The sequence below is a fragment of the Janthinobacterium darwini genome (assembly GCF_051380905.1).
Taxonomy (GTDB): Bacteria; Pseudomonadota; Gammaproteobacteria; order Burkholderiales; family Burkholderiaceae_D; genus Janthinobacterium.
This window is the reverse complement of record NZ_JBNYXX010000006.1, coordinates 110114-135631: the sequence shown is the minus strand read 5'-3', so window position 1 is coordinate 135631 and position 25518 is coordinate 110114. Positions and strand designations below refer to the sequence as shown.

Here is a 25518-nt window from a genome sequence, read left to right as displayed (position 1 = left end):
ACATGAAAAAGCGGACCGTGGTCCGCTTTTTTTTTAGTTGCCCGTTGCCACGGGTCGTGCCGGATCGGCGCACCATTCGCTCCACGAGCCCGGGTACAGGGCCGCGCCAGGCAAACCGGCCACTTCCAGTGCCAGCAAGTTGTGGCAAGCCGTCACGCCGGAGCCGCACTGCATGACGGCCGTTTGCGGTGAGGCTATCAAGGCGCTGAAGTCGCGCTGCAGTTCATCGGCGCTTTTAAAACGGCCATCCGCCTGCAAGTTATCCTTGAAGAAACGGTTTTTTGCGCCGGGGATGTGGCCGCCCACGGGGTCGATGGTTTCGTTCTCTCCGCGATAACGGTCGGGGGCGCGCGCGTCGATGACGTTCAAGGCCTGGGTTTCCAGGTTGGCGATGAGCTCTTGCACGCTGACCGTACGCGTCAGGCTGGGTTTTTCCGTGAGCTTGCCCGCCGCGCGGGGCGCCACGGGCGTGACCAGGGGCAAGCCTTGCGCTTGCCAGGCGGCAAGGCCGCCGTCGAGCACGGCGACGGCCGGATGGCCGAGCCAGCGCAGCAGCCACCACAGACGGGCGGCGAACATGCCGCCCTGGCTATCATAGGCGACCACTTGCGTGTCGTCATCGATGCCCCAGCCGCGCAAGGTGGCCAGCAGGGCGTTGCGGTCGGGCAAGGGATGCCGGCCCGTAAAGTCCACACCCCGCGCCGTCTTGGGGGCGGACAGGGCCGTGTCGATGTCGGCGAACTGTGCATTCTGGATGTGGCCGGCGGCAAAGGCATCGCTGCCGGCTGTCGGCTTGAGCAAGTCGTGGCGGCAATCGAAAATGACCCAGTCGCTGTCATTCAGGTGGCTGGCCAGTTCGTTGGCCTGGATCAAGGTGGTGTACATCAGGAACGCTCCTTTACACTTCGCTGGCGATGGGATCCGTGCGCGCGATGGCGGCGCCACGGGTCGTGTTGCGGGTATTGTAATAGGTCGCGGCAATGCCGGAAGCGAGAATGATGCCGATGCCGGCCCAGCCGTGCCAGTCGAACAGGTCGCCAAAGATCACCACGCCCCAGAAGCTGGAAAAGACGATGCCCGTGTATTGCAAATTAGCAACAACGAGGGTCTTGCCCAGGCGATAGGCGCGCGTCATGGCCATCTGCGCCATGGTGGCGCACAGGCCGATGGCGGCCAGCAAGCCGATGCCGTAGCCGCTCGTGTGCGCGTGCCAGACGACGGGGCCGCCGCCGGCGCTGGCCACGTGGCCGATCACGCCGGCGAGGAAATTGACGACCGAGAAATAAAACACGACGCGGTATTCGGGTTCGCCCAGCAAGCCCAGCTTGCGCACTTGCAAGTAGGCGAGCGCAGACAGCATGCCGGAAATCAAGGCCGTGATGGCGCCAGCCAACTGGTCCGTCTCGAACACGGGTTGCAGCAGCAGGGTCACGCCGACAAAGCTCATGGCAATCGCTGCTACCAGCGGCCACTCGACTTGTTGCGTCGCTTTCCACCAGCCGCCCGCCAGCAGGATCACGGCGATCCAGATGGGCGCCATGTAATTGAGCGTCATGGCCGTGGCCAGCGGCAGGATGGCGATGGCATAAAACCACAGCCACAGGGCGATCACGCCCACCACGCCGCGCCACAGATGCTGGCCCGGCATCGTGGTTTTAAAGCTGCCGCCCTGGTACAAAATCGTGCAGCTCATGACGGTCATGCCGATGATGCCGCGGTACATGACGATTTCGGAGGTCGAATACATATCCGACGCCAGCTTGACGCACACGCCCATGATGGCAAACATGAAACTGGCGAATAACATCCATAGCGATTGCATGAGTAATCCTGGTGATGAAAATGAAAAAGGCCGCGCAATGCGGCCCTTGAGGGAATTACAGTTCGATATTGTTGCGGTACCACTCGTGGAAGTGCTGCATGCCGTCTTCCATGGGCGACTGGTAAGGCCCCACTTCGTTCTCGCCGCGCGCCATCAGGGCCTTGCGGCCGGCGTCCATGCGCAGGGCGATTTCATCGTCCTCGACGCAGGTTTCCATGTAGGCAGCCCGTTCCGCTTCGACGAAGTCGCGCTCGAACAGCACGATTTCTTCCGGGTAATAGAACTCCACCACATTGCGCGTTTTTTGCGGGCCGTCCGGCCACAGGGTCGAGACGATCAGCACGTGCGGATACCATTCGACCATGATGTTCGGATACAGGGTCAGCCAGATGGCGCCATACGGTGGCACTTCGCCACCACGGAATTGCAGCACCTGCTCCTGCCATTTTTTATAGGCGGGCGAACCGGCCTGCTGCAGGCCGCGGTGCACGCCTACCGTCTGCACGCTGTAATCCTTGCCGAATTCCCAGCGCAGGTCGTCGCAGCTGACAAAGCTGCCCAGGCCCGGGTGGAACGGTTCCACGTGATAATCCTCGAGGTAGACTTCGATGAAAGTCTTCCAGTTGTAATCGCACTCGTGGATTTCCACGTGGTCGAACATATAGCCGGAAAAATCGAGGTCTTTCGAGACGGATAAATCTTTCAATTTTTCCATCACGTTGTAGCCATTTTGCTCGAATAACAAGCCATTCCAGCTTTGCAGCGGCGTTTTCGACAGGTTCAGGCACGGCGTCTCGGGGAAATGCGGCGCGCCGATCAATTCACCCTTGAGGTCGTAAGTCCAGCGGTGCAGCGGACAGACGATATGGTTCGCATTGCCCCGGCCATTGAACATCAGCGCCTGCCGGTGGCGGCACACATTGGACAGCACTTCGATGCCATTGGCGTTGCGCACGAGCATGCGCCCTTCGTTCTCAGACGCCAGGGTCGCAAAATCGCCGGTTTCCGGCACCATCAGTGCATGCCCGACATAGCGCGGGCCGGCTTGGAACAATTGCTGCATTTCACGCTGCAACAGCGTTTCGTCAAAATAGACGTGGACCGGAAGTTGCGCGTTTGAACGCGCCAGCTTGGCGTGAGTAGCCAGATCGGACATCCCAACCCCCCATAAATGTACAACGGTCAGCAGTGCCCCAGGCCATTCCCTGGGCAACCGCTACAGAGAGAAAGAATCCGCAAAGACCTGAATTCAAATTTGTTGAAACGGTATTTCGGACAGAACCGGCGATTATAGCGCGTATCGGCCTCGGCATTGCCAAACCCCCCCCGGTAAATACGCTATTAATGAGAAACATTGTCATTTACCGTCTCATTTCCAGCGAATAGGGGCGATTGCGCTAGAATTCACTGCCAAGCTGGTAACGTCTTCCCCGTTGAGCACGCCGATTGCGCTTTAGTTTTCACTTAATAGTGTGGTTTGTTCTAAAATAACGCTTCTATGCTGGCCGGGAGTCCCCGGCGTCTCCCTACATACCCCTCGTGCCACGAAGAGATCTGAGTCTATGTCGAAGAAATTAACTGCCGCTGCCGCAGCGCCGGCCTCGTTTGAAGAGGCAATGGCGGAACTGGCGCAGCTGGTAACGCAAATGGAAGCGGGCCAGTTGCCGCTGGAAGCATCGGTCGCGGCGTATCAGCGCGGCTCGGAACTGGTCAAGTATTGCGCGACCCAGCTCGATAGCGTCGAAGCGCAGGTGAAAGTACTGGAAGGCGACATGTTGAAACCGTTCGTGGATGCCGGCGAGGCCGCACTATGATGGCCAGCGTACAACAGGACGGCGAGACTTTCGGCGACTGGATGCAAAGCACCCAGTCCGGCGTGGAAGGCAGGCTCGACCAATTCCTGCCTTCGGCCGATACCGTGCCGCACAAACTGCACGCGGCCATGCGCTATGCGCTGCTGGGCGGTGGCAAGCGCGTGCGTCCGCTGCTGGTGATGGCGGCCGGTGAACTGTTTGACGCCGATCAAGATACCCTGGCGCGCGCTGCTTGTGCGCTGGAAATGATTCACGTGTATTCGCTGGTGCACGACGACATGCCTTGCATGGATGACGATGCCTTGCGCCGTGGCAAGCCCACCGTGCACATCGCCTACGATGAAGCGACGGCCCTGCTGGTGGGCGACGCGCTGCAATCGCAGGCGTTCATGCTGCTGGCAGACGGCGCGGCGATTCCTCCGGCGCGGCAAATGGCCATGATCAAGCTGCTGGCGCACGCCTCCGGTTCCTTTGGCATGTGCGGCGGCCAGGCGATCGACCTCGACAGCGTCGGCCAGGCCTTGACCTTGCCGCAGCTGGAACAGATGCATCAACTGAAAACGGGTGCCTTGCTGCGTGCGGCCGTGATGCTTGGCGCACTGGCAGGCAAGGACTTGACGCCAGACGAGATGACGGCGCTGAACGCGTATGCGCGCGCCGTCGGACTGGCGTTCCAGGTGGTCGACGACGTGCTCGACGCGACGGCCGATTCGGCCACACTGGGCAAGACGGCGGGCAAGGATGCGGCGGCCAACAAGCCGACCTACGTATCGATTCTGGGGCTGGAGCCATCGAGAGCCCTGGCAGAACAATTGCGGTGCGACGCCCATGCGGCGCTGGCGCCATTCGGGGACAAGGCACGCCGTTTGCGCGAGCTGGCGGACCTGGTCGTGCAGCGGAAGGCATAAATGAAACTGTTAGAAACCATCAATGAACCAGCGCAAGTGCGCAAGCTGGCCCGCTCGCAACTGGTGCCGCTGGCCCAGGAATTGCGCAGCTTCCTGCTCGACTCCGTTTCCAAGACGGGCGGCCATCTGTCGTCCAACCTGGGCACGGTCGAGCTGACTGTCGCGCTGCACTACGTCTTCAACACGCCGCACGACCGCATCGTCTGGGACGTGGGCCACCAGACCTATTCGCACAAGATCCTCACGGGCCGGCGCGAGCGCATGCATACCCTGCGCCAGAAAGACGGCATTTCCGGCTTCCCGAAGCGCGACGAGAGCGAATACGACACCTTCGGCACGGCGCACTCGTCAACGTCCATTTCCGCAGCGCTGGGCATGGCGCAGGCCGCCAAGATCAAAGGCGACCCGCTGCACGCGATCGCCGTGATCGGCGACGGTTCGATGACGGCCGGCATGGCCTTCGAGGCGATGAACAATGCCGGCGTGCAGGAAGACGTCAACCTGCTGGTGATCTTGAACGACAACGATATGTCGATCTCGCCGCCCGTGGGCGCGCTAAACCGCCACCTGGCGCGTTTGATGTCGGGCCAATTCTATGCGGCGGCTAAAAATGTCGGCAAGTCCGTCTTGCCCGGCCCCGTGCTGGAACTGGCGAAACGCTTCGAAGAACACGCCAAGGGCATGGTCGTGCCCGCCACCATGTTCGAGGAATTCGGTTTTAACTATATCGGTCCCATCGATGGTCACGACCTCGATTCGCTGATCCCGACCTTGCAAAATATCAAGCAATTGAAGGGTCCGCAATTCCTGCACGTGGTCACCAAGAAGGGGCAGGGCTACAAGCTGGCCGAGGCGGAGCCTATCCTGTATCACGGCACGGGCAAGTTCAACCCGGCCGAAGGCATCAAGCCGGCGACGGCACCGGCCAAGATGACGTACACGGAAGTGTTCGGCAACTGGCTGTGCGACATGGCTGCGCACGACAAGCGCCTGGTGGGCATCACGCCGGCCATGCGCGAAGGCTCGGGCATGGTCAAGTTCGAACAGCAATTCCCCAACCGCTACTTTGACGTGGGTATTGCCGAGCAGCATTCGGTCACCTTCGCCGCTGGCCTGGCTTGCGAAGGCTTGAAGCCCGTCGTGGCCATTTATTCAACTTTCCTGCAGCGCGCCTACGATCAGCTGATCCACGACGTGGCGCTGCAAAACCTGGACGTGACGTTCGCGCTGGACCGCGCCGGTCTGGTGGGCGCCGACGGCGCCACGCACGCGGGCAACTACGACATGGCGTTTTTGCGCTGCATTCCGAACATGGTCGTCATGGCCGCGTCCGATGAAAATGAATGCCGGCAAATGCTCACCACGGGCTACCACTATCCGGGCCCGGCCGCGATCCGCTATCCGCGCGGCGCCGGTGCCGGCGCGGCCATCGTGCCGGAACTGACGAGCATTGAGATTGGCAAGGGCGAGCTCAAGCGCCACGGCAAGCGCATCGCCATCCTGGCTTTCGGTTCCATGGTGGCACCTGGCGTGGCGGCGGGCGAGAAGCTCGACGCGACGGTCGCCAACATGCGCTTCGTCAAGCCGCTCGACGTGGCGCTGGTGAAACAGCTTGCCGCTGAGCACGATTACCTGGTGACGGTGGAAGAGGGCTGCATCATGGGCGGCGCCGGTTCGGCCGTGGCGGAAGCGCTGGCGGCCGAAGGCATCGTCAAGCCGATTTTGATGCTGGGCTTGCCGGACGTCTTCATAGACCATGGCGACCCCGTACAGCTGCTGAAAAGCGTGGGCCTCGATGCCACCGGTATCGCCGCCTCGATCGAGCAGCGCTTTGGCGGCAGCCAGCCGCGCCTGTCCGCCGTCAGCTAAGTTGGCTTGCATACGGAAAAGCGACACTGCGGTGCCGCTTTTTTTTCGTCCAGCGGGATTTTACGCTGCACTGCAACATTATTCACCCGGGAATGCTACGATGACGCTTTGATACTCTTTCAAAGTCAAACTTGCATTTCAGGAAACTTCACCGCCGTTCACGTGCACTGGCCGGCCGCTGGCTGACGGGCATGCACGCCTATACCGACAAACTGGTACAACGCCGTCCCCTGTGGATGGTCACCCTGGCCATCGACGAAACGAATCTGTCCGAAGGATTGCGGGCGGCTTGCGCCTCGAGCGCCATGTTGCTCTTGGGCCTGCTGTTCGACCACCCCGATTTTTCCTGGGCCGCCATCGGCGCCTTCTGGACTTGCCTGGCCGATGCGGCCGGAACGCGGCGCATGCGCTTCGTCTCGATGGTGGGCTTCGGCCTGCTGTCGACGGTGGCCGGCGGCCTGACGGCGCTGGCGGCCGGCCATGGCGCGGCGGCCGCCGCCGTTGCTGTGCTGCTGTTTTCCTGGGCCGGCGCACTGGCGCGCATCTGGGGCGCGGCCACGGCGCAAGTGGCCATCCTGGCGGCCACGGCCTGCGTCGTGATGGTCACGCATCCTCTGGCATCGATGACGCAGACTGCGCCTTTCCTGGGGCTCTACATGTTTGGCTGCCTGTTTGCCACCGTGCTCAGTTTTACGGTCTGGCGCATCCACCCGTTTAGCCCGGCCCGGCGCGCGATACGCGCCGCGTACTCGCGCCTTGCCGGTATTGCGCGCGACAATGCACGCTTCCTGGCGCAAGGTCCGGCATTGCCGGACGCGGCCGCGCATGGCGCCAGCTACCGTTCGCAGGCACGCGCTGCGCTGGAAGCGGCGCGGGTGGCGCTGGCCGCCGTGCCGCCCGCGCGTGCGGGCCGCAGCGCCCTGTACGACAACCTGCTGCTGGCGCTCAGCGACGCCGAGCGCATCTTCGCCTATCTGATCGCTGTCACGCATACGTGCGAGCGCGATCAGCAGCGTCTGCGCCAGGACCCGCGCGCGCGGCGCAGCCTGGAAGTGATGGCCGTGCTGTTGCGCCGCCTGGGGCAAGCCGTGCAGCGCCAACCGGAAACGCCGCCTCTGGAATTGCAGCGCCGCCTGGCTGGCTGCGGACGGCGCCTGGAAGCGGCGCTTGGCGCCTTGCTGCCCTTGCGCCTGAACGTGGACTTCATGGAACTGGGCTTGCCGCGTGCGGCGCAGCTGCCGTGGCGCGAGGCGGCTTTCCTGGCGCTGGGGCAGGCGTGGCAGACGGCAAAAGTCAACGCCACGCCGCAGTCGCTGAGCTGGCGCCATGCGGCGCGCGTGTCGCTGGCGACGACGGCCGGCTTCCTGCTGGTCGAGGCCTTGCATATTCCATTCGGTTACTGGGCGACCATGGCCACCTTGCTGATCTTGCAGCCATCCGTATCGACCACCTGGCCGCGCGGCATCGAGCGGGTCGCTGGCAGCGTGCTGGGCGCCGTGCTGGCCGTGCTGATCGGCCTCGCCGTGCACACCCCGCTGGCGATCTCGCTGGTGGTGTTTCCCCTGATCGTCGCCACCATGGCCTTGCGCCGCGTCAGCTACAGCCTGCACGTGCTGTTCATGACGCCGGCTTTCGTGCTGGTGGCCGACTATGCGGCGCCCGCCAGCGAGATGGTGTATGCCGCGAGCCGCTTGGGCAACAATGTGCTCGGTTGCATGCTGGCCCTGCTGGCCACGTTTTTCCTGTGGCCGGACCGCGAGGCGGACGACCTGGACCAGCGCCTGGCGAAAGCCGTGTCGGCCAACCTGAAATACCTGCTGGCCGTGCTGGCGGCAGGCGGACGCTGGGATAGCGCCATCGCGCGCCTGCGCCGCGAGGCGGGCTTGGCCAGCAATAACGCGGAACAAGTGCTGCAGCGCTTGCGCATCGAGCGCCGCCTGGACCGCAGCAGCGGCGTGGGCCTGGCGGCGCTGCGCACCTTGCCGCTGCTGCGCCGCGTGGCGGGCAGCACGGCGCGCATCAGTTTGAGTCCCCAAGCCGAGCCGGCGCCGCCCCAGCTGCAGCAATGGATTGCCGCCGTCAGCGGGGAAATCGATGCGCTGCTGCGCGGCGAATCGGGCACGCCTTCCCCCGCGCCCTGCGCCAGCGACGGCTTGACAGCCCTGCAAGCCGACGCCGTGGCTCAGGTGCAGCTGCTGCGTGGCTTGCTGCGCGAGCATATGCAGGCGCAAGCGCAAGCGCAGGGGAAGCGGGAAAAATTGACGCAGGTCGCCGAATAGACTACGGCTGTCCGGTTTCGCTTTGTCGCTGCCAGGCTTGATGGTTATCATTTGTCGATGCCAGCGTATAAAACAGGAATGAGCGACGTGGATAGATTGACAGCGGGGAAGACATGCCGGGTGGCCGCTGCCGTGCTGGCCATGGTCTTGGGATTGCCGGCAGGCGGCGATGTCGCGGCGCGCGAGGACCCAGCTGTCGTTTGCGCCAGCGCAAGCGGCTGGGACATGGCCTGTTTGCGCCAGGTCTATGTCCAGCCCATCGCCAACTGGCCTGGTCCTCAGTTACCCGCTGGCGTGGCGGCTGCGGAAATGGCGCCCGTCTCCGCCATTCCCGTGGTCCCCGTGGCGCCGGCCATCGTGGCGCTGGGGCAGCGCCTGTTCAATGATCCCCGTTTGTCGCGCTCGAATGCGGTGGCCTGCATTAGCTGTCACAGTCCAGCCTACAGTTTCGCCGACAGCAAGCGAGTTTCCGTGGGGCACGAAGGGCGCCTGGGCCAGCGTAATGTGCCGGGCTTGCTGGGCGTGGGCCAGATCACGCCGCTGTTCTGGGATGGCCGCGCCAGTAGCCTGGAAGAGCAGGCGCTGGGACCTTTGCAGCATCCGGATGAAATGGCGGCCGTGGCTGCGCAATTGCCCGCCAAGCTGGCTGCGCTGGACGACTACGCGGCGCAATTCGATGTGGCCTTCGGTCAGGGCGCGGGCGTGACCCTGTCGCGCATGTTGACGGCGCTGGCCGATTACCAGCGCACCCTGCTGCCGCCCGTCACGCGCTTCGATACTTTCCTGGAAGGCGAACGCACGGCCTTGACCGATCGCGAACTGCTGGGCCTGCACCTGTTTCGCACCAAGGCGCGCTGCATGACGTGCCACAGCGGCGCCTTGCTGACGGACCAGCAATTCCACAACCTGGGAATGAGCAATTACGGCAGCCGCAAGTATGAAGATCTGGGGCGCTACCTGGTGACGGGCAAGAATGAGGATGTGGGCAAGTTCCGCACACCGGGCCTGCGCGGCGTGGCGCAATCGGGGCCGTGGATGCACAATGGCGCATTCGCGCAGATGGTGGGCATGTTGAATATGTACAACGCGGGCATGTCGCGCCCCGAGCCACAAAACGCGCAGCAGGCGGCCGATCCGAAGTTTCCCGTCACATCGACGCTGCTGCAGCCATTGCAGCTGACGTCCGATGAAATCATTGCGCTGAAGAGCTTTCTGGAAGCCCTGTAGCCGCTCGGCCGGTTGCGCCCGCAACCGGCCTTTTCCTGCCTGCGGCGCCATATTGTATAGACGTTTGGCGCGCCGTAATCTCTCCAAATGCCACATTCCACAGGCTTCGCCGATATATTTTCTAAAATAGAAATTTATCTATAGGAAATGTTGACTCTAAAATAAGTGCGGTCTATAGTCGATTTTGTAGCAAGCTTATTCGGTATGCGCAGCAGCCGGACACGGGTTGTGGACAGGACGGTGCCTTTGTTGGCCGTGATTTTTTTTCAACCATAGTAGATGTCGTCGCAGACAAGGGAAGCGCTCACGATGCAGAAAAAACTGAAAACCACGGCGCTGTACCTGGTGATCCTGGCCGCCGGCCTGGGCAGCGGTTATGGTCTGTCCTTGCTGCCTGGTCTATTCAAATCGACTTACACGGAAGGTAATTACGCCGCGTATTTCCCGAATGCCCAGGCGAAGGTGGTGTTGTACGGCACGGACTGGTGCGGCTATTGCGCCAAGACCCGTGCGTATTTCAAGGAAAACAAGATCGAATTCGTCGATCTCGATATCGAGAAATCCCCGGCAGCAAAAAAAGCCCATGAGGAACTCGGCGGCGGCGGCGTGCCCGTGGTGCTGATCGGCAACCGCAAGATCCAGGGTTTCAATACGGGTGCGCTGGAAGCGGCGCTGAAGAAAATCTGACGTTACAGTTTTTTAACTTGAAAGGCTCGCCATGTTCAAAAAGATTGCCGTTTTCCTGTTTGCCGCCGGCGCCGCGCTGTCCTTCAGTGCCCAGGCATTTGGCCCGGACTGCACCTTTGTCTGCGATCGCAACCTGCTCGATTGCGTGGAATTCGGCCAGCCGGCCTGCATCGAAAACTATCAGGCTTGCCAGAAGGAATGCCTGCGCCCACCGCGTCAGTGACGCGCGGATGCACTACCAGCTGATGGATGGCGCGTAAGAGACGGCGCGCCATGGATGTCTGTGATCGTCTGTCAATTCAACAGGAGTACTTATGTTCAAAAAACTGGGTTTCTTTTTGTTTGCCATGGGCGTCAGCGCTTCGTACGCGATGGCCGGCGGCGGCGAGGCGGAATGTTATACGCAATGCGATGAGGGGCTGGAGCAGTGCATGATCAACCGGCCGACGTCGTCCGGCGCCTGCACCAAGATTCATCGCATGTGCTATCAACGCTGCGACCAGGTAAATCAATAAGCACGGCGCGCGGCGAGGCCTGTTCTTGCAGGCCTGGCCGCGCCTATTTTGTCTCAGCCCCGCGTGCGGTCATGCCGCCACAGTACATCGCTGCCGCCGGCAAATCGGTTCAGCACGCGCGACAGCACGAACAGCAGGTCCGACAGGCGGTTCACGTACTGGCGCGGATGTTCATGAAGGGTTTCCGCATTGGCCAGCGTGACGATGCTGCGCTCGGCGCGGCGGCATACGGTGCGGCACACATGCGCCAGCGAGGCGGCGCGCGAACCGGCCGGCAGGATGAATTCACTCAAGGCCGGCAAGTCCGCATTGTATTTCGCCAGTAAATCATCGAGGCGCAGCACGTGCTCTTCCTTGATCAGCTGATAGCCCGGGATGCAGATTTCGCCGCCCAGGTCGAACAGATCGTGCTGGATGGCCACCAGCTCCTCGCGCAAGGCGTCGGGCATGGCTTCGCACAGCAGCAAGCCGATATTTGAATTGAGTTCGTCCACGTCACCCATGGCGTGGATGCGCGCGCTGTCCTTGCTGGTGCGGCTGCCGTCGCCCAGGCCGGTGCTGCCATTGTCGCCCGTGCGCGTGGCGATTTTCGAAAGTCGGTTACCCATGATGCCGATCCTGTCAAAGAAGAATGGGGGCAGCATACGACACTGCGCGCCGCCTGGCTGCGGATTTGGCTGCAAATCGGACAAAAAATGCGCTGCGCGCCACTTTTGTGCTTACAATCGTTGCACGCCCATGCCTTTTTGCCCCCATCTTATGCTCAATGCTGCCCCTGAATCCGGATTGACCGCTGCGCGCCAGCAAGCCGTCGTTGCGGCCCTGCTGGCGGTGCTGCCTGCCCGCTGTGTGCTGTCCGACGCCGAAGATACGCGCCCGTATGAATGCGACGGCCTGGCCGCCTATCGCCAGTTGCCGATGGTGGTCACCCTGCCGGATACGGAAGAGCAGGTCATCGCCATCCTCGGCGTCTGCCGGGAACTGAAGGTGCCGATCGTGCCGCGCGGCGCCGGCACGGGCTTGTCGGGCGGCGCCTTGCCCATCGCCGATGGCGTGGTGCTGTCGACGGCGCGCCTGAACCGCATCGTGCGCCTGGATGCCTACGCGCGCACGGCCGTGGTCCAGCCGGGCGTGCGCAATCTGGCCATTTCCGAAGCGGCCGCGCCCTACGCGCTGTACTACGCACCCGATCCGTCCTCGCAGATCGCCTGCAGCATCGGCGGCAACGTAGCGGAAAATTCGGGCGGTGTGCATTGCCTCAAATACGGCTTGACCGTGCACAATGTGCTGCGCGTGCGCGTTGTTACCATCGCTGGCGATGTGCTGGAACTGGGCGGCGAATGCCTGGACTCGCCCGGCCTCGACCTGCTGGCCGTCTTCATCGGCTCCGAAGGCATGCTGGGCATCGTCACGGAAGTGACGGTCAAGCTGATACCGAAACCGGCTACGGCGCGTGTCATCATGGCCTCGTTCGGCGACGTCGTCACGGGTGGCAATGCCGTGGCCAACGTGATCGCCGCCGGCATCATCCCGGCCGGGCTGGAAATGATGGACCAGACGTCCTCGCGCATGGTCGAACCGTTCGTCAAGGCCGGCTACGACACCGACGCGGCGGCCATTTTGCTGTGTGAGGCTGATGGCACGCACGAGGAAGTGGAAGAGGAAATCGCCCGCATGACGGCCGTGCTGGAAGGGGCGGGCGCCAGCGCCATCGCCGTCTCGCAGTCGGAAGCGGAGCGCATGAAGTTCTGGTCCGGCCGCAAGAACGCCTTTCCCGCCGCTGGTCGCATCTCGCCCGACTACTACTGCATGGACGGCACCATCCCGAGAAAAAAACTGGCGGAAGTCCTGACGGGCATCGCCGGCATGGAAACGACACATGGCTTGCGCTGCGCGAATGTGTTCCACGCGGGAGATGGCAATTTGCACCCGCTGATCCTGTTCGACGCCAACAAGCCCGGTGAATTCGAGCGCGCCGAAGCGTTTGGCGCGGACATCCTGGCTCTGTGCGTGGCCGTCGGCGGCACCATCACGGGCGAGCATGGCGTGGGCATGGAAAAGATCAATTCCATGTGCGTGCAGTTTACGCGCGCCGAACTCGATGCCTTCTTTGCCGTCAAGCGCGCGTTTGATCCCCACACCTTGCTGAACCCGGACAAGGCGATCCCCACCTTGAACCGCTGCGCCGAATTCGGCAAGATGCATGTGACCGCAGGACGCCTGCCGTTCGCCAACCTGCCCCGTTTTTAACCGCCGGAGACTCCCTTGCAAGCAATCGTGGAACAATTCAGGCAGACCATCCTGGCCGCCAGCGCGGCGGGCAGTCCCGTGCGCCTGCGCGGCGGCGGTACGAAAGACTGGTATGGCCAGCAATTCGACGGCGAGGTGCTCGATACGCGCGCGTATGCGGGCATCATCGACTATGAACCAACGGAGCTGGTGATCACGGCCCGCTGCGGCACGCCGCTGGCGGAGATCGAGGCGGCGCTGGCCGCGCGCAACCAGATGCTGGCCTTCGAACCACCGCATTTCGGCTCGCAAGCCACGGTGGGCGGCGTCGTCGCCAGCGCGCTGTCCGGGCCGCGCCGCGCCAGTGCGGGCGCTTTACGTGATTTTGTGCTGGGTGCCGTGCTGATGGATGGCCATGGCGAACGCCTGGCGTTTGGCGGGCAGGTGATGAAAAACGTGGCTGGCTACGATGTCTCGCGCCTGCTGGCCGGCTCGCTGGGGACCTTGGGCCTGATCCTGGAAGTGTCGCTGAAGGTGCTGCCCTTGCCCTTGCGCGAAGCGACGTTTCGCATGGCGTGCGCTGAAATCGCCGCCTTGCGCCTGCTCAATGAATGGGCGGGCAAGCCGCTGCCGATATCGGCCAGCTGCTGGCACGACGGCGTGCTGACGGTACGCCTGTCCGGCGCCGAAGCGGCCGTGTCGGCGGCGCTGCGCACGCTGGACGGAGAACTGCTGGCAGCCGATGACGCGGCCGCCTTCTGGCTGGACGTGCGCGAACAGACGCACGCTTTCTTTGCGGGCGCGGGCAGCCTGTGGCGCTTGTCTCTGCCGCCGCACGCCAGTGCCGTGATTTTAAAGGGGCGCCAGCTGATCGAGTGGGGCGGGGCACAGCGCTGGTTGAAGCTCGACGGCGACGCCGATGCCGATAGCGCCCGGCACATTCGCCAGGCGGTGGCTGCGCTTGGGGGCCACGCCACCCTGTTCCGCGGCGGCGACAAGGCGGTGGGCGTGTTCCACCCGCTGGCGCCGGCCGTTGCCACCATCCACCAGCGCCTGCGGCAGGCTTTCGACCCTGCCGGCATCTTTAACCCGCACAGAATGTATTGAGCGCGCATGCAAACCAATCTCGCTGATTTCATCAAGAACACGCCGGCAGGCGACGAAGCCGAAGCCATCTTGCGCGCTTGCGTGCATTGCGGTTTTTGCACGGCCACCTGCCCCACCTACCAGTTGCTGGGCGATGAACTCGATGGCCCGCGCGGACGCATTTACCTGATCAAGCAAGTGCTCGAAGGCGCGCCCGTCACCGCCAAGACGCAGATGCACCTGGACCGCTGTCTGACCTGCCGCAACTGCGAGTCGACCTGCCCCTCGGGTGTGCAGTACGGGCGCCTGGTCGATATCGGCCGCAATGTCGTCGAGCAGCGCGTGCAGCGCCCCTTGCGCGAACGGGCCTTGCGCTTCGCCCTGAAGGAAGCCTTGCCACGCCGCTGGCTGTTTACGCCCGTGTACAAGGCGGGGCAGGCGCTGCGGCCCTTGCTCTCCAAAAGTTTGCAGGACAAATTGCGCCCGGGCGCCACCGCCGGCGCATGGCCCACGCGCCAGCACGCGCGCAGCATGCTGCTGCTTGACGGCTGCGTGCAGCCGGCCATGTCGCCGAACATCAACGCGGCCACGGCGCGCGTGTTTGATGCCCTGGGCGTGCAGCTGATCGTGGCGCCGAAGGCGGGCTGCTGCGGCGCGCTGCGCCATCACCTGAATGACCAGGAAGCGGCGCTGGATGACATGCGCCGCAATATCGACGCCTGGTGGCCGTATGTGGACAGCGCAGAAGCCATCGTCATGACGGCATCCGGCTGCGGGGCCACGGTCAAGGAATATGGACATCTGCTGGCGCACGATGCCCACTATGCGGAGAAGGCGCGGCGCATCGCCGCACTGACGCGCGATTTGTCCGAGATCATGCCGGCGTTTGAAACGGAGCTGGTGGACCTGCTGAAAGGGCGCATCGGCAAGCGAGTGGCGTATCACCCGCCCTGCACCCTGCAGCACGGCCAGCAGGTGCGCGGCAAGGTGGAGCAGGTGCTGCGCGCCGTCGGCGTCGATGTGCGCCTGTGCGCCGACAGCCATTTGTGCTGCGGTTCGGCGGGCACGTATTCGATTCTGCAACCGGCACTGTCGCAGCAGCTGCGCGACAACAAGGTGGCGAACCTGGAAGCGTGCGAGCCGGACATGATCGTGTCGGCGAATATCGGCTGCCTGAGCCACCTGCAGTCTGGCACCGAGACGCCCGTGCGGCACTGGATCGAGCTGATCGACGCGGCCTTGAACCCCTAAGAGCCTATCCCGGTAGGGAGCGCCAGCAGGAGATGTATTCATCTGCTGGAATCAGCTCTACATAGGCACTTCGCTGTACTGCGCGATGCGCCATTGCGGGGCTGGGACGAAATTGTTCGCCCATTCCACCACGGCGTCGGCCGGCATGGGGCGGGCGATGCCGTAGCCTTGCGCCAGGTCGCAGCCCAGCTGGATCAGGCGCGCGCCATGCTCGACGCTTTCCACGCCTTCGGCGATCACCGTCAAGCTGAATGACCGGGCCAGGCCGATGACGGCGCGCACCAGGTGCAGGTCGTCGCGGTCGTTGAGCATATTGCGCACGAAGCTCTGGTCGATCTTGACGATGTTTGCCGGCAGGCGCTTCAAGTAGGACATCGATGAATAGCCGGTGCCGAAATCGTCGAGGGCAAAGGTGATGCCCAGCGCCTGGCAGGCGCGGATGATGCGACGCACGTCCTGGATGTCGTGCAGGGCAGACGATTCGAGGATTTCCAGTTCCAGCATGCTGGCGCACACGCTGGGAAATTCGCCGAGGATGGTTTCCAGGCGCGAGACAAAGTCGGGTTGCTGGAAGTGGCGCGCCGCGATATTCACGCTGACTACCCAATGCTTGCCGCAAGCCGCCCAGCGATGCGTCTGCCACAGGGCCTGGCGCAGCACCCATTCGCCGATGTCGATGATCAAATCCGTCTGCTCCACCAGCGGCAGGAATTGCGCGGGCGCCAGCAGGCCGCGACGCGCATGCTGCCAGCGCAGCAATGCTTCCATGCCCACCACCGTGCCGGCGCGCATGTTCACCTTGGGTTGGTAATGCAGCCGCAGTTCGCCGTTGATCAGGGCCTGGCGCACTTCCGTGCGCTGGTTGTGCTGGGTACGCACTTCTTCATCGAGATTGGTGTCGAAGAAGTGGTACTGGTTGCGCCCCGTCAATTTCGCCTGGTAGACGGCGTGGTCGGCGTGGCGCAGCAGGCTTTCCGTATTCAAGTCCTTGCCCGCATAGACGGCGATGCCGACGCTGGCCGTCATGTGCAGCGCCTGCTGGTCGCACTGGTAGGGGTGGCTCAGTTCCTGCATCAATTGCGTGACGTTCTGTTCGATGCTGGCGATGTTGGCCTGGCCGCACAGCAGCATGACGAATTCATCGCCGCCCAGGCGCGCCGCGTAGTGGACCTGGCCCGTAAAACTGTGCAGGCGGGCAGCCACCTGCTTGAGAATTTCATCGCCCGCTTCGGCGCCGTGGCGGTCGTTGATGGCCTGGAAGTGGTCGAGGTCGAACAGGCAGACGGCCAGCAGGCGCTGGCGTTCGCGCGCCAGGAACAGTTCCTGTTCGAAGCGGGCGGCCAGCGCGGCACGGTTGGGTAAACCCGTCAGTACATCATTGTAGTTTTGCCACGACAGTTTTTGCAGCGCCTGCTGCATGTGCATGGTTTCGTTCAGCTGTTCGCCCAGCTGGCGCTGGCTGGTCTTCAGTGACGTCAACAGCTCTTCGACATCGCCCGCCATGCTGTTGAACGAGTCCGACACGGCTCGCGCTTCGGGCGTGGCGCCGACTGCCAGGCGCACGGCGAAATTGCCTTCGCGGAAGCGATCGGTCGCTTGCACGAGCCGCGCCAGCAGCCGGCGGTGCGACGCCAGGATCAAGCCCAGCAGGAGGAAGACCAGGGCGATATTGATGGTGCTGAGGACGGCCTGTTCGCGCACCCGGTGCCATACCTGCTCCAGAGGCAGTGCGGGCGTGTAGTGCAGGGCGAGGATGCCGTCGCCGCCGTCCGGCAGCGCCACCGTCAGGCGGCTGCGGATGGGCGTGATGCCAGCCAGGCGCGCGAACCAGGCGGGCACGCTGTCGGCCAGCGGTTTGTCGGCCAGCACTTCGACATGCCCGCCAGTTGTATCCCAGTGCGCGGAGGCGAGGCTGCGGTTCAGCGGCAGGGCGCTGCGCAGCACCTGGCGCACCTTGTCGTGCATCGCGTGACTGTTCGTGTGCACGGTCAGCGGCAGCACGCTATTGGCCAGGAACAGGTCGAGTTGCCGGGCATCGCTCTGATAGCGCGCGTTGGCCAGCGCGCTTTCCGTACCGAGCAGGGCGTGATAGCGGACAGCGCAAACGGCGAGTATCAGGAAGAAAATAGGAATGAATAGGCGGGAATAAATGCCCATCCGCATCCATGAAGATATTATTTTCCCAAAGACTGGCATCGTTTTTTGATCGATATCTGCGAATAATTATGTCAACATTATCACCGAAATTTGCTATTGGAAACACAATATTGATATCAAGCATGAAATAAATGCAGATTGATTGATTTCAGCATTTATTGTTAGAAATTAAAAGCATCGCATTGCTATTCCTGTAGCAATTGCCGAATATCGTCCGCCAGGCCGGCCGGTTTGCTGGCCGTCGCGTAGCGGCGAAATACGCTGCCATCCTTGCGCACCAAAAACTTGGTGAAGTTCCATTTGATCGATTGCGTGCCCAGTATGCCGGGCGCCGCCTGTTTCAATTGCGCAAACAGGGGATGGGCATGCGGGCCATTCACATCAACCTTGGCAAACAGGGGAAAGGTGACGCCGAAATTTTTTTCGCAAAAGGCTTTGATATCTCCGCGCGAACCCGGTTCCTGCTGGCGGAATTGATTGCAGGGAAAGCCCAGCACGACCAGGCCCTGCTCATGGAATTCGCGGTACAGCGCTTCCAGGCCCTGGTATTGGGGCGTGAAACCGCAGGCGCTGGCCGTGTTGACGATCAGCAGCACCTTGCCTCGGTATTGCGCCAGATCGACGGGCGTGCCGTCCAGCGCCTCGGCCTGGAAATCGTGGATGCTGCTCATGTCAGAGGAGTCCCAGTGTGGTGGCGTTCGCCGACGGCGCCGCTGCCGGTGCCATTGTGCCCTTCAGTTTGATCGTCAGGCGCAGGTCGTTGACGGAGTCCGCATTGCGCAGCGCATCTTCATGGCTGATGGCGCCCGCTTCGTGCAGGTCGAACAGGGCCTGGTCAAAGGTCTGCATGCCATGCTCGCGCGATTTTTTCATCAATTCCTTGATCTCGTGCACCTGGCCCTTGAAGATCAGCTCGCTCATCAGCGGCGAATTGAGCAGGATTTCCAGCGCCGCCTTGCGCCCGCCGCCTTCCTTGTTGGGGATCAATCGCTGCGAAATCATGCCCTTCAAATTAAGCGACAAGTCCATCAACAGCTGCTGGCGCCGCTCTTCGGGGAAGAAATTGATGATGCGGTCCAGTGCCTGGTTGGCGTTGTTCGCGTGCAAGGTCGCCAGGCACAGATGGCCCGTCTCGGCAAACGCGATGGCGTGGTCCATGGTGTCGCGGTCGCGGATTTCCCCGATCTGTATCACGTCGGGCGCCTGGCGCAGGGTGTTTTTCAGGGCCGTGGCCCAGTCGTCCGTATCGACGCCCACTTCGCGCTGGGTGACGATGCAGTTGCCGTGCGGATGGATGAATTCCACGGGATCTTCGATGGTGATGATATGGCCGTGGCTGTGGGCGTTGCGGTGACCCACCATCGCCGCCAGGGTGGTCGACTTGCCGCAGCCCGTGGCGCCCACCATGATGACGAGGCCCCGCTTGCTCATCACGATGTCTTGCAGGATGGCGGGCAAGCCCAGCGCGTCCAGGGAGGGGATGGCGGTATTGATCAATCGCAAGACCATGCCTGCCTGGCCCATCTGCACGAAGGCGGACACGCGGAAACGCCCCAGGCCTTCCGGGCTGATGGCGAAATTGGCTTCGCGGCTGGACTCGAACTCGGCGGCCTGGCGCGCATTCATGACGGCGCGCACGTAGCCTGCCGCCTGCTGCGCGGCGAGCGCGCCGCCGGCCAGCGGCGTCAGCTTGCCATCGAGCTTGATGGCGGCAGGAAAGCCTGCCGTGATGAACAGGTCCGAGCCGCCCCGAGCGCGCATCTGCGCCAGCAGCGCGTGCATGGCTTCATAGTGTTCGTGCGTCGTTTGCATGGCTTATCCGGGGAAGTTTTCAGGCGACTTGGCGGCCGCGCGGGCCGCTTCTGCGGAAATCGTGCCGCGCCGCACCAGGTCGGTGAGACATTGGTCCAGCGTCTGCATGCCTACGTTGCTGCCCGTCTGGATGGCCGAATACATCTGCGCCACTTTCGCTTCGCGGATCAGGTTGCGCACGGCCGGCGTGGCCAGCATGATTTCATGCGCGGCTACGCGGCCGTTGCCGTCCTTGGTTTTCAGCAAGTTTTGCGAAATGACGGCTTGCAAGGATTCTGACAACATGGCGCGCACCATTTCCTTTTCTTCGGCGGGGAAGACGTCGATGATGCGGTCGATCGATTTTGCCGCCGAGGAGGTGTGCAGGGTGCCGAACACCAGGTGGCCCGTCTCGGCCGCCGTCAGCGCCAGGCGGATGGTTTCCAGGTCGCGCAATTCGCCCACCAAAATCACGTCCGGGTCCTCGCGCAGGGCCGAACGCAGCGCGCTGCTGAACGAATGCGTGTGCGAGCCCACCTCGCGCTGGTTGATCAGGCATTTTTTCGGTTCATGCACGAATTCGATCGGGTCTTCGATGGTGAGAATATGGTGGTTCAGGCGTTCGTTGACGTGGTTCACCATGGCCGCCAGGGTGGTCGACTTGCCGGAACCCGTCGGGCCCGTCACCAGCACGAGGCCGCGCGGGCGCATGGCCAGCTCGCCGAAGATGCGTGGGGCGTTGAGTTCGTCCAGGGTCAGCACTTTCGACGGAATCGTGCGCAGCACGGCCGAAGCACCCCGTTCCTGGTTGTAGGCGTTGACGCGGAAGCGGGCCAGGCCAGGAATCTCGAACGAGAAGTCGCATTCCAGCGCTTCTTCATAGACCTTGCGCTGGCTGTCGTTCATGATGTCGTAGATCATGCTGTGCACTTCCTTGTGCTCGAGCGGGGCCACGTTCAGGCGGCGCACGTCGCCATGGACCCGTATCATCGGCGGCAGGCCGGAAGACAGATGCAAGTCGGAAGCCTTGTTGCTGACGGAGAAAGCGAGTAATTCGGAGATGTCCATTTATAATCCCTGTGCCTGCATTGATGGGCTGGCGCACTGTGCCGCCGCCCCTATACACTAGAAAATGATTATGTCCACAATCGAACAGAACTTGCAAGCCGTGCGCGACAGTATTGCGCAGGCCGCCTCTGACGCGCAGCGCGCGCCGACCGACGTGACCCTGCTGGCAGTCTCGAAGACCTTTGGCGCGGACGCCGTGCTGGCAGCGATGCGCGCGGGCCAGGCGGCGTTTGGCGAAAACTATTTGCAGGAAGCGCTCGACAAGATCGCCGCCGTCAAGCTTGCGCTGCCGCAAGGCGCACCCGTCTGGCACTTCATCGGCCCCATCCAGAGCAACAAGACGCGCCCCATCGCCGAACATTTCGACTGGGTGCACACGGTGGAACGGGAAAAGATCGCCGCGCGCCTGTCCGAACAGCGCCCGGCCGGCTTGCCGGACCTGAATATCTGTCTGCAAGTCAATATCAGCGGCGAGGCCAGCAAGAGCGGTGTGACGCCAGCGGAATTGCCGGCGCTGGCGCGCGCTGTGGCGCAGCTGCCCCGCTTGCGCCTGCGCGGCCTGATGGCGATTCCCGAGCCGGAAACGGATGTCTCCCTCCAGCGCCGGGCCTTTGCGCAATTGCGTGCGCTGTACGAACAATTGAAGGCTGAAGGGCTGGCGCTCGATACCCTGTCCATGGGCATGTCGGCTGACATGCGCGCCGCCGTGCTGGAAGGCGCCACCATCGTGCGCGTGGGCAGTGCCATCTTCGGTTCCCGTAATTACTCTCACTGATTGAATGAAAGCATCGCCATGACGACAGAATTGAATATCGCATTTGTGGGCGGCGGCAATATGGCTGCGGCTCTGATCGCCGGCCTGGCCGGCAAGTTGACCTTGGGCGGCAACATCCACGTGATCGACCCGCACGCGCCAGCGCTGGAAAAATTGCAGGCCCAATTCGGCGTCACGACGGCGATGCTTGCGGACGAAGCGCTGCGCGCCGTGGACGTGATCGTGCTGGCAGTCAAACCGCAAAGCATGCGCGAAGTGGCGGCGCAGTTGCTGCCCTTCCTCGATGGGGAACGGGCGCCATTGATCCTGTCGATCGCCGCCGGCATCCGCGCGCAAGACCTGTCGCGCTGGCTCGGTGATTATCCCGCCATCGTGCGCTGCATGCCGAACACGCCGGCCCTGATCGGCATGGGCATCACGGGCATGGTGGCCAGCAGCGGCGTCAGCGAGGAACAGAAAAAGACGGCGGACGCCATCCTGCGCGCCGTCGGCCAGACCGTCTGGCTCGACGACGAGGCGAAGATCGACCCTGTGACGGCCGTGTCGGGCAGCGGCCCCGCCTACGTGTTTTACTTTATCGAAGCGATGCAGCAGGCGGCCGCAGAACTGGGCTTGACGCCGGAGCAGGGCACGCAGCTGGCGATTGCCACCTTTACGGGCGCCGCGCAGCTGGCGGCGAACTCCAGCGAACCCGTGTCGCTGCTGCGCGAGCGCGTTACCTCGAAAGGGGGCACCACGTATGCGGCGCTGACCAGTATGGAAGAGAGCGGCGTCAAGGCTGCCATCGTCAAGGGCATCAAGGCGGCCGCGCAGCGGGGGCGCGAGATGGGGGACGAGCTGGGCAAATAAGTTCCGCTTACATCACCTTGACGGCGCGGCCGATGTATAAAATCGGCCCCGTCGGCCGACCCGTGGGCGAACCCGTAGCCGGTTCCAGCGTGATTTCAAACAGTTGCTCCGGCTGCAGCGGCGGCAGCTTGTCCAATGTCAACTTGACGGATTGACCCGGCTTGACCAGGCCCAGCGAGACGGGGGCGCCCCAGTCCTTGCCCTTGGTCCAGAATTGCAGGGCTTTTTGCTGCGGCACGCTAGTCGGGCCCAGCGGGATCAGGCTCAGGTCGCGGTTCTTGCCGCCGCGTCCGCCCGCCTGCACGATCCAGCCCGGCGATTTATCCTGCGGCGCCACCAGCACCACCAGGTAGCCGGGTCCGCTTGGCGCTTGCAGCTGCACCGTGACCAGCACGGCCAGCGCTGCCGTGGCCACCAGGCCGCCGCCGGCCAGCACGCGCCAGAAAGCCAGGCTGTTCCACCACGCTTGCCAGCCGCCCGCCTGCTGCACGGTTTTCGGCGTGAACAGGCTGGCGCTGATGCGTGGCCACAGTTGCGCAGAGGGCGCTGCGGGCGGCGCCAGCGTGGTCAATGGCAGCAGACGCTGTTCCCACGCAGCAACCGCGTCGCGCAGCGCTGGCTCGCGCGGCAAGCGCTGTTCCACTTCCGCGCGCTCGGCCAGTTCCAGGGTACCCAGCACGTATTGGCTGGCCAGCCTTTGCAATTCCTCGTCGCTATTCATCATCCCATGCACTCCCGCAAGGCGGCCAGGCCACGCTTGACCCAAGCCTTGACGGTGCCCAGCGGCGCTTGCAGGCGCTGCGCGATTTCGCTGTGGGAACAGCCATCCACGTAGGCGTACAGAATGCTATTGCGTTTGGATTCGTCCAGGTGACCGAGGCAATCGTGCAGCTTGCCCATGTCCGCCTGAAGGGCGTAGGCGTCGCCGGCATCATGGCCTTGTCGTTCGTGCAGCAGGGTTTCCACGGTATCCTCGTCGGCCGATACTTCATGGGCGCGGGCGCGCGCCACGTTCAGCGCCTGATGCCGCACCACCACATAGATCCAGCCCTTGCCGCTGCCGCGCGTGGCGTCGAAACTGCCGGCGCGGCGCCAGATGTTCAGGAAGGCGTCGTGCAGCACGTCTTCGGCCAGTGCCCGCTGGCGCACGATGCGCAGGGCCACGCCCAGCAGATAGCGGCTTTCTTGCTGGTACAGGCCGTGCAAGGCCTGCTGCTCGCCCCTGGCGCAGGCGCGCAGGGCGGCATCGTAATCGAACGGGGTGGCTAGCGTTGGCAAGGTGGGCGCAATCGTCAAGAGTTAACGGTTAGCAAGTTTTCAGTGCCGAGTATAGGCCAGAAACGGGCTTGCCAACCATCGTTTTCACTGATTTATGCGGCTTTCCAGAAGATATAGTCAGCCTGGTAGGGCACCCATTGCTTGACGCCAACGGTGTCCATGCCGCACGGCGTTGCCGGGGCCACGCCGCCGCTGGTGGCCACGCGCTGGATGTAGCTGACGCCCTGCATGGCGCCGCTGCCCGTGGCCGGATTGGCTTTCACCAGCTGATACGGGATATTGCCCGCGCCGGCGGGCGCCACGGCCACTTGCGTCGCCGTCACTTTCGAACCGTCCAGGTTGGCCCAAGTCGCAGGCGGACCGACATACGTGCCCACTTGCATGCCGCTGCGGTCGTTCAGGGCCGCATCCGGGCCCACGAAGACCCATTCATGGCCCGTCATGTCTTTTTTTACCTTGCATTCGTAGGCGATCTTGCCCACGCCTACAGTCTGCATGGCGACTTGGTGGCCATCGGGTACTTTAACGGCGTTCGGTAATTGTTCCTGCGAATAGCGCGCGCTCATGGGGGCGCAGGCGCTCAGCAGCAGGGCTGCGCTCAGCAGGGCGAAGGCGGGAACGGCGTGGCGTGGTGCAGTGTGGGCAAGCATGGCGAACTCCTGGTAGTTGGCTCAACCGGCTGGTTGATACCATGACTACCCATGGGCCTGTCATTTGGATGCAGCCAGGTAAAAATATTTTTCAGGGCGGAGGCGGCGCCTGCTTGCCGACGCGGTGCAACAGGGTGCGGATCAGGGGCAGGGCAGCGTTCGCATGCTTGAGCAGCGAGGCGCCAGCCAGCAGCAGCGGCACGAAACGCCGCGGGCGTACCAGCAGCAGGCCCAGCGCGGCGCCGCCCAGCATCAGGGGAATCTTGAAACGCGTGGCCAGGGTGTGGCGCAGATTGCCGCCTGTCAATGGTTCCAGCAACTGGCGCGTCTGCACGCCCAGGGCCAGACGCTGCAGCGTGCATTCGGCCAGCAGCGCGTCGCGCCGCTGCGCCAGGCTGGCGGCCGTGTGAACATGCGACAGTTTGGTGGGATGCGTGGTCATGGCCGCTCCGATTCCCGGCGCGCCAGCAGTTGCAGCTCGTCCAGGTCTTTGTTCAGTTCTGAAAGTGTGAAGGACAGCAGTTTCGGCTTGCTGCGGAAGCTGGCGCGCACGCCCAGCAGGGTGGCGAGGGCGGCAGTGATGAAGACGGCGGCCGTGATGGCGATGGCGGCAATGCGATGCGTGTCCCAGAATACGACGATGACGAGGAAGACCAGCAGCACCAGGCCGACAAACAGGCACAGCAGTGCCAACATGGCCAGCGCCAGATAGGACAGGAAGCGCAGCGACTCTTCTTCCATTTCCACGGCCGCCAGGGCCAGACGGGTCTGGACGATGGCGGCGAGGGTCGCTGCGACTTGGGCGACATGGTGCACGATAGCCATATGCTGCCTTTCGCGTCAGGAGACGGCCTAGGCCGTCGGTACGGCGTCGTTACTGTTTAGCGGCGTGACGAGGAGAGCAGCAGACCGAACAGCACGCCCACGACGGCGCCCGCGCCCACGGCTTTCCATGGATTGTCCTGCACGTATTCATCGGTGGCCTTGGCCGCCTTCTTGGTACGTTCGAGCAAGTCTTCTTCCAGCTTGATCAAGTCTTTCTTGGCCGTTTCCAGGGTGGCGATGAACTTGTCCTTGACGGCTTTGACATTCTCGCCCGTCTGATCCTTGGCGCCATCGAGCCAGCCTTCCGCTTCATTGATGACGGTTTTCAGGTCGCCGACCAGTTTGTCGCGGGCCTTGTCGGCGTCGGCGAGGATGCTGTCGCTGCTGGATTTTCCGGTATGTATCGAGCTCATGTATTACCTCATGGAAGTGAAACTG

The 25518-nt window shown here is 63.0% G+C and carries 27 protein-coding genes; 13 read left to right on the top strand and 14 right to left on the bottom strand.

Annotated features, from left to right (window positions below):
* Positions 1-33 precede the first annotated feature (33 nt).
* From ACQ4WZ_RS25135 to ACQ4WZ_RS25125, 3 genes are read right to left on the bottom strand one after another with little or no spacing between them, the layout of a single operon-like run.
* Entirely contained in the window at positions 34-885 is an 852-nt protein-coding gene (locus tag ACQ4WZ_RS25135) for a sulfurtransferase (RefSeq protein WP_436574755.1), read from the bottom strand.
* Positions 886-898: 13 nt separating this feature from the next.
* A complete protein-coding gene (locus ACQ4WZ_RS25130) occupies positions 899-1822 on the bottom strand; it encodes a DMT family transporter (protein WP_133988652.1) in 924 nt (307 codons plus the stop codon).
* Between the two features lie 55 nt (positions 1823-1877).
* The gene (locus tag ACQ4WZ_RS25125; protein ID WP_101483854.1) at positions 1878-2978 is read right to left on the bottom strand and encodes an aromatic ring-hydroxylating oxygenase subunit alpha; all 1101 of its coding nucleotides are present in this window, start codon (positions 2976-2978) and stop codon (positions 1878-1880) included.
* A 406-nt stretch (positions 2979-3384) separates the two neighbouring features.
* Here ACQ4WZ_RS25125 and ACQ4WZ_RS25120 point away from each other — a divergent pair, with 406 nt between their 5' ends.
* From ACQ4WZ_RS25120 to ACQ4WZ_RS25085, 8 genes are all read left to right on the top strand, one after another.
* A complete protein-coding gene (locus ACQ4WZ_RS25120; protein ID WP_010394784.1) occupies positions 3385-3636 on the top strand; it encodes an exodeoxyribonuclease VII small subunit in 252 nt (83 codons plus the stop codon).
* Entirely contained in the window at positions 3633-4544 is a 912-nt protein-coding gene (locus ACQ4WZ_RS25115) for a polyprenyl synthetase family protein (RefSeq protein ID WP_436574754.1), read from the top strand. Before ACQ4WZ_RS25120 ends, ACQ4WZ_RS25115 begins: the two co-directional genes overlap by 4 nt.
* Positions 4545-6413, top strand: coding sequence for a 1-deoxy-D-xylulose-5-phosphate synthase (gene dxs / locus ACQ4WZ_RS25110; RefSeq protein ID WP_101483855.1), 1869 nt, complete (start codon positions 4545-4547; stop codon positions 6411-6413). It begins immediately after the preceding gene.
* Between the two features lie 191 nt (positions 6414-6604).
* A complete protein-coding gene (locus ACQ4WZ_RS25105; RefSeq protein ID WP_436574753.1) occupies positions 6605-8692 on the top strand; it encodes an FUSC family protein in 2088 nt (695 codons plus the stop codon).
* Between the two features lie 87 nt (positions 8693-8779).
* Positions 8780-9919, top strand: coding sequence for a cytochrome-c peroxidase (locus ACQ4WZ_RS25100; RefSeq protein WP_208327662.1), 1140 nt, complete (start codon positions 8780-8782; stop codon positions 9917-9919).
* A 309-nt stretch (positions 9920-10228) separates the two neighbouring features.
* On the top strand, positions 10229-10606 hold the full coding sequence (locus ACQ4WZ_RS25095; protein WP_101483856.1) for a glutaredoxin family protein: 378 nt from the start codon (positions 10229-10231) through the stop codon (positions 10604-10606).
* A 31-nt stretch (positions 10607-10637) separates the two neighbouring features.
* A complete protein-coding gene (locus ACQ4WZ_RS25090; RefSeq protein WP_101483857.1) occupies positions 10638-10829 on the top strand; it encodes a hypothetical protein in 192 nt (63 codons plus the stop codon).
* 91 nt (positions 10830-10920) lie between these two features.
* Positions 10921-11121 (top strand): hypothetical protein, encoded by a 201-nt coding sequence (locus ACQ4WZ_RS25085; RefSeq protein WP_101483858.1) that lies wholly within the window; start codon positions 10921-10923, stop codon positions 11119-11121.
* 53 nt (positions 11122-11174) lie between these two features.
* Here ACQ4WZ_RS25085 and ACQ4WZ_RS25080 read toward each other — a convergent pair whose 3' ends face one another.
* Positions 11175-11729, bottom strand: coding sequence for a cob(I)yrinic acid a,c-diamide adenosyltransferase (locus tag ACQ4WZ_RS25080; protein ID WP_101484860.1), 555 nt, complete (start codon positions 11727-11729; stop codon positions 11175-11177).
* 151 nt (positions 11730-11880) lie between these two features.
* On the opposite strand from ACQ4WZ_RS25080, the gene ACQ4WZ_RS25075 reads away from it, so the two are divergent.
* The 3 genes from ACQ4WZ_RS25075 to glcF are packed head-to-tail and all read left to right on the top strand — an operon-like array spanning position 11881 to position 15687.
* On the top strand, positions 11881-13371 hold the full coding sequence (locus tag ACQ4WZ_RS25075; protein ID WP_133988648.1) for an FAD-linked oxidase C-terminal domain-containing protein: 1491 nt from the start codon (positions 11881-11883) through the stop codon (positions 13369-13371).
* A gap of 15 nt (positions 13372-13386) precedes the next feature.
* Complete coding sequence (gene glcE / locus ACQ4WZ_RS25070; protein WP_436574752.1) at positions 13387-14457, top strand: glycolate oxidase subunit GlcE; 1071 nt, start codon at positions 13387-13389, stop codon at positions 14455-14457.
* Between the two features lie 6 nt (positions 14458-14463).
* Positions 14464-15687, top strand: a complete 1224-nt coding sequence (gene glcF, locus ACQ4WZ_RS25065; protein WP_133988647.1) for a glycolate oxidase subunit GlcF — start codon at positions 14464-14466, stop codon at positions 15685-15687.
* Between the two features lie 57 nt (positions 15688-15744).
* Here glcF and ACQ4WZ_RS25060 read toward each other — a convergent pair whose 3' ends face one another.
* The 4 genes from ACQ4WZ_RS25060 to ACQ4WZ_RS25045 all read right to left on the bottom strand — a co-directional run bounded on the left by ACQ4WZ_RS25060 (position 15745) and on the right by ACQ4WZ_RS25045 (position 20703).
* A complete protein-coding gene (locus tag ACQ4WZ_RS25060; protein ID WP_133988646.1) occupies positions 15745-17844 on the bottom strand; it encodes a putative bifunctional diguanylate cyclase/phosphodiesterase in 2100 nt (699 codons plus the stop codon).
* 185 nt (positions 17845-18029) lie between these two features.
* On the bottom strand, positions 18030-18515 hold the full coding sequence (locus ACQ4WZ_RS25055) for a glutathione peroxidase (protein WP_133988645.1): 486 nt from the start codon (positions 18513-18515) through the stop codon (positions 18030-18032).
* Between the two features lies 1 nt (position 18516).
* On the bottom strand, positions 18517-19656 hold the full coding sequence (locus tag ACQ4WZ_RS25050; RefSeq protein ID WP_436574751.1) for a PilT/PilU family type 4a pilus ATPase: 1140 nt from the start codon (positions 19654-19656) through the stop codon (positions 18517-18519).
* A gap of 3 nt (positions 19657-19659) precedes the next feature.
* On the bottom strand, positions 19660-20703 hold the full coding sequence (locus ACQ4WZ_RS25045) for a type IV pilus twitching motility protein PilT (protein WP_133988643.1): 1044 nt from the start codon (positions 20701-20703) through the stop codon (positions 19660-19662).
* Positions 20704-20773: 70 nt separating this feature from the next.
* Between ACQ4WZ_RS25045 and ACQ4WZ_RS25040 the strand changes: the two genes are divergently transcribed.
* Positions 20774-21478, top strand: a complete 705-nt coding sequence (locus ACQ4WZ_RS25040; RefSeq protein WP_133988642.1) for a YggS family pyridoxal phosphate-dependent enzyme — start codon at positions 20774-20776, stop codon at positions 21476-21478.
* An 18-nt stretch (positions 21479-21496) separates the two neighbouring features.
* Positions 21497-22327 carry a pyrroline-5-carboxylate reductase gene (gene proC, locus ACQ4WZ_RS25035; protein ID WP_101483867.1) on the top strand — a complete coding sequence of 277 codons (831 nt, stop codon included), beginning with the start codon at positions 21497-21499 and terminating at the stop codon, positions 22325-22327.
* A gap of 7 nt (positions 22328-22334) precedes the next feature.
* On the opposite strand, the gene ACQ4WZ_RS25030 is transcribed toward proC, so the two are convergent.
* The 6 genes from ACQ4WZ_RS25030 to ACQ4WZ_RS25005 form a co-directional block, all read right to left on the bottom strand.
* A complete protein-coding gene (locus ACQ4WZ_RS25030; protein WP_208327661.1) occupies positions 22335-23051 on the bottom strand; it encodes an anti-sigma factor in 717 nt (238 codons plus the stop codon).
* Positions 23048-23605 (bottom strand): sigma-70 family RNA polymerase sigma factor, encoded by a 558-nt coding sequence (locus ACQ4WZ_RS25025; protein ID WP_180338660.1) that lies wholly within the window; start codon positions 23603-23605, stop codon positions 23048-23050. The genes ACQ4WZ_RS25030 and ACQ4WZ_RS25025 overlap by 4 nt, the downstream gene beginning before the upstream one ends.
* A gap of 92 nt (positions 23606-23697) precedes the next feature.
* Entirely contained in the window at positions 23698-24255 is a 558-nt protein-coding gene (locus tag ACQ4WZ_RS25020; RefSeq protein ID WP_133988640.1) for a DUF3455 domain-containing protein, read from the bottom strand.
* Between the two features lie 91 nt (positions 24256-24346).
* A complete protein-coding gene (locus ACQ4WZ_RS25015; protein WP_133988639.1) occupies positions 24347-24697 on the bottom strand; it encodes a hypothetical protein in 351 nt (116 codons plus the stop codon).
* Positions 24694-25080: a phage holin family protein gene (locus ACQ4WZ_RS25010; RefSeq protein ID WP_101483871.1), complete on the bottom strand. Its 387-nt coding sequence runs from the start codon at positions 25078-25080 to the stop codon at positions 24694-24696. Before ACQ4WZ_RS25010 ends, ACQ4WZ_RS25015 begins: the two co-directional genes overlap by 4 nt.
* Positions 25081-25136: 56 nt before the next feature.
* Complete coding sequence (locus ACQ4WZ_RS25005) at positions 25137-25493, bottom strand: ElaB/YgaM/YqjD family protein (protein ID WP_046683402.1); 357 nt, start codon at positions 25491-25493, stop codon at positions 25137-25139.
* Positions 25494-25518: the final 25 nt, after the last annotated feature.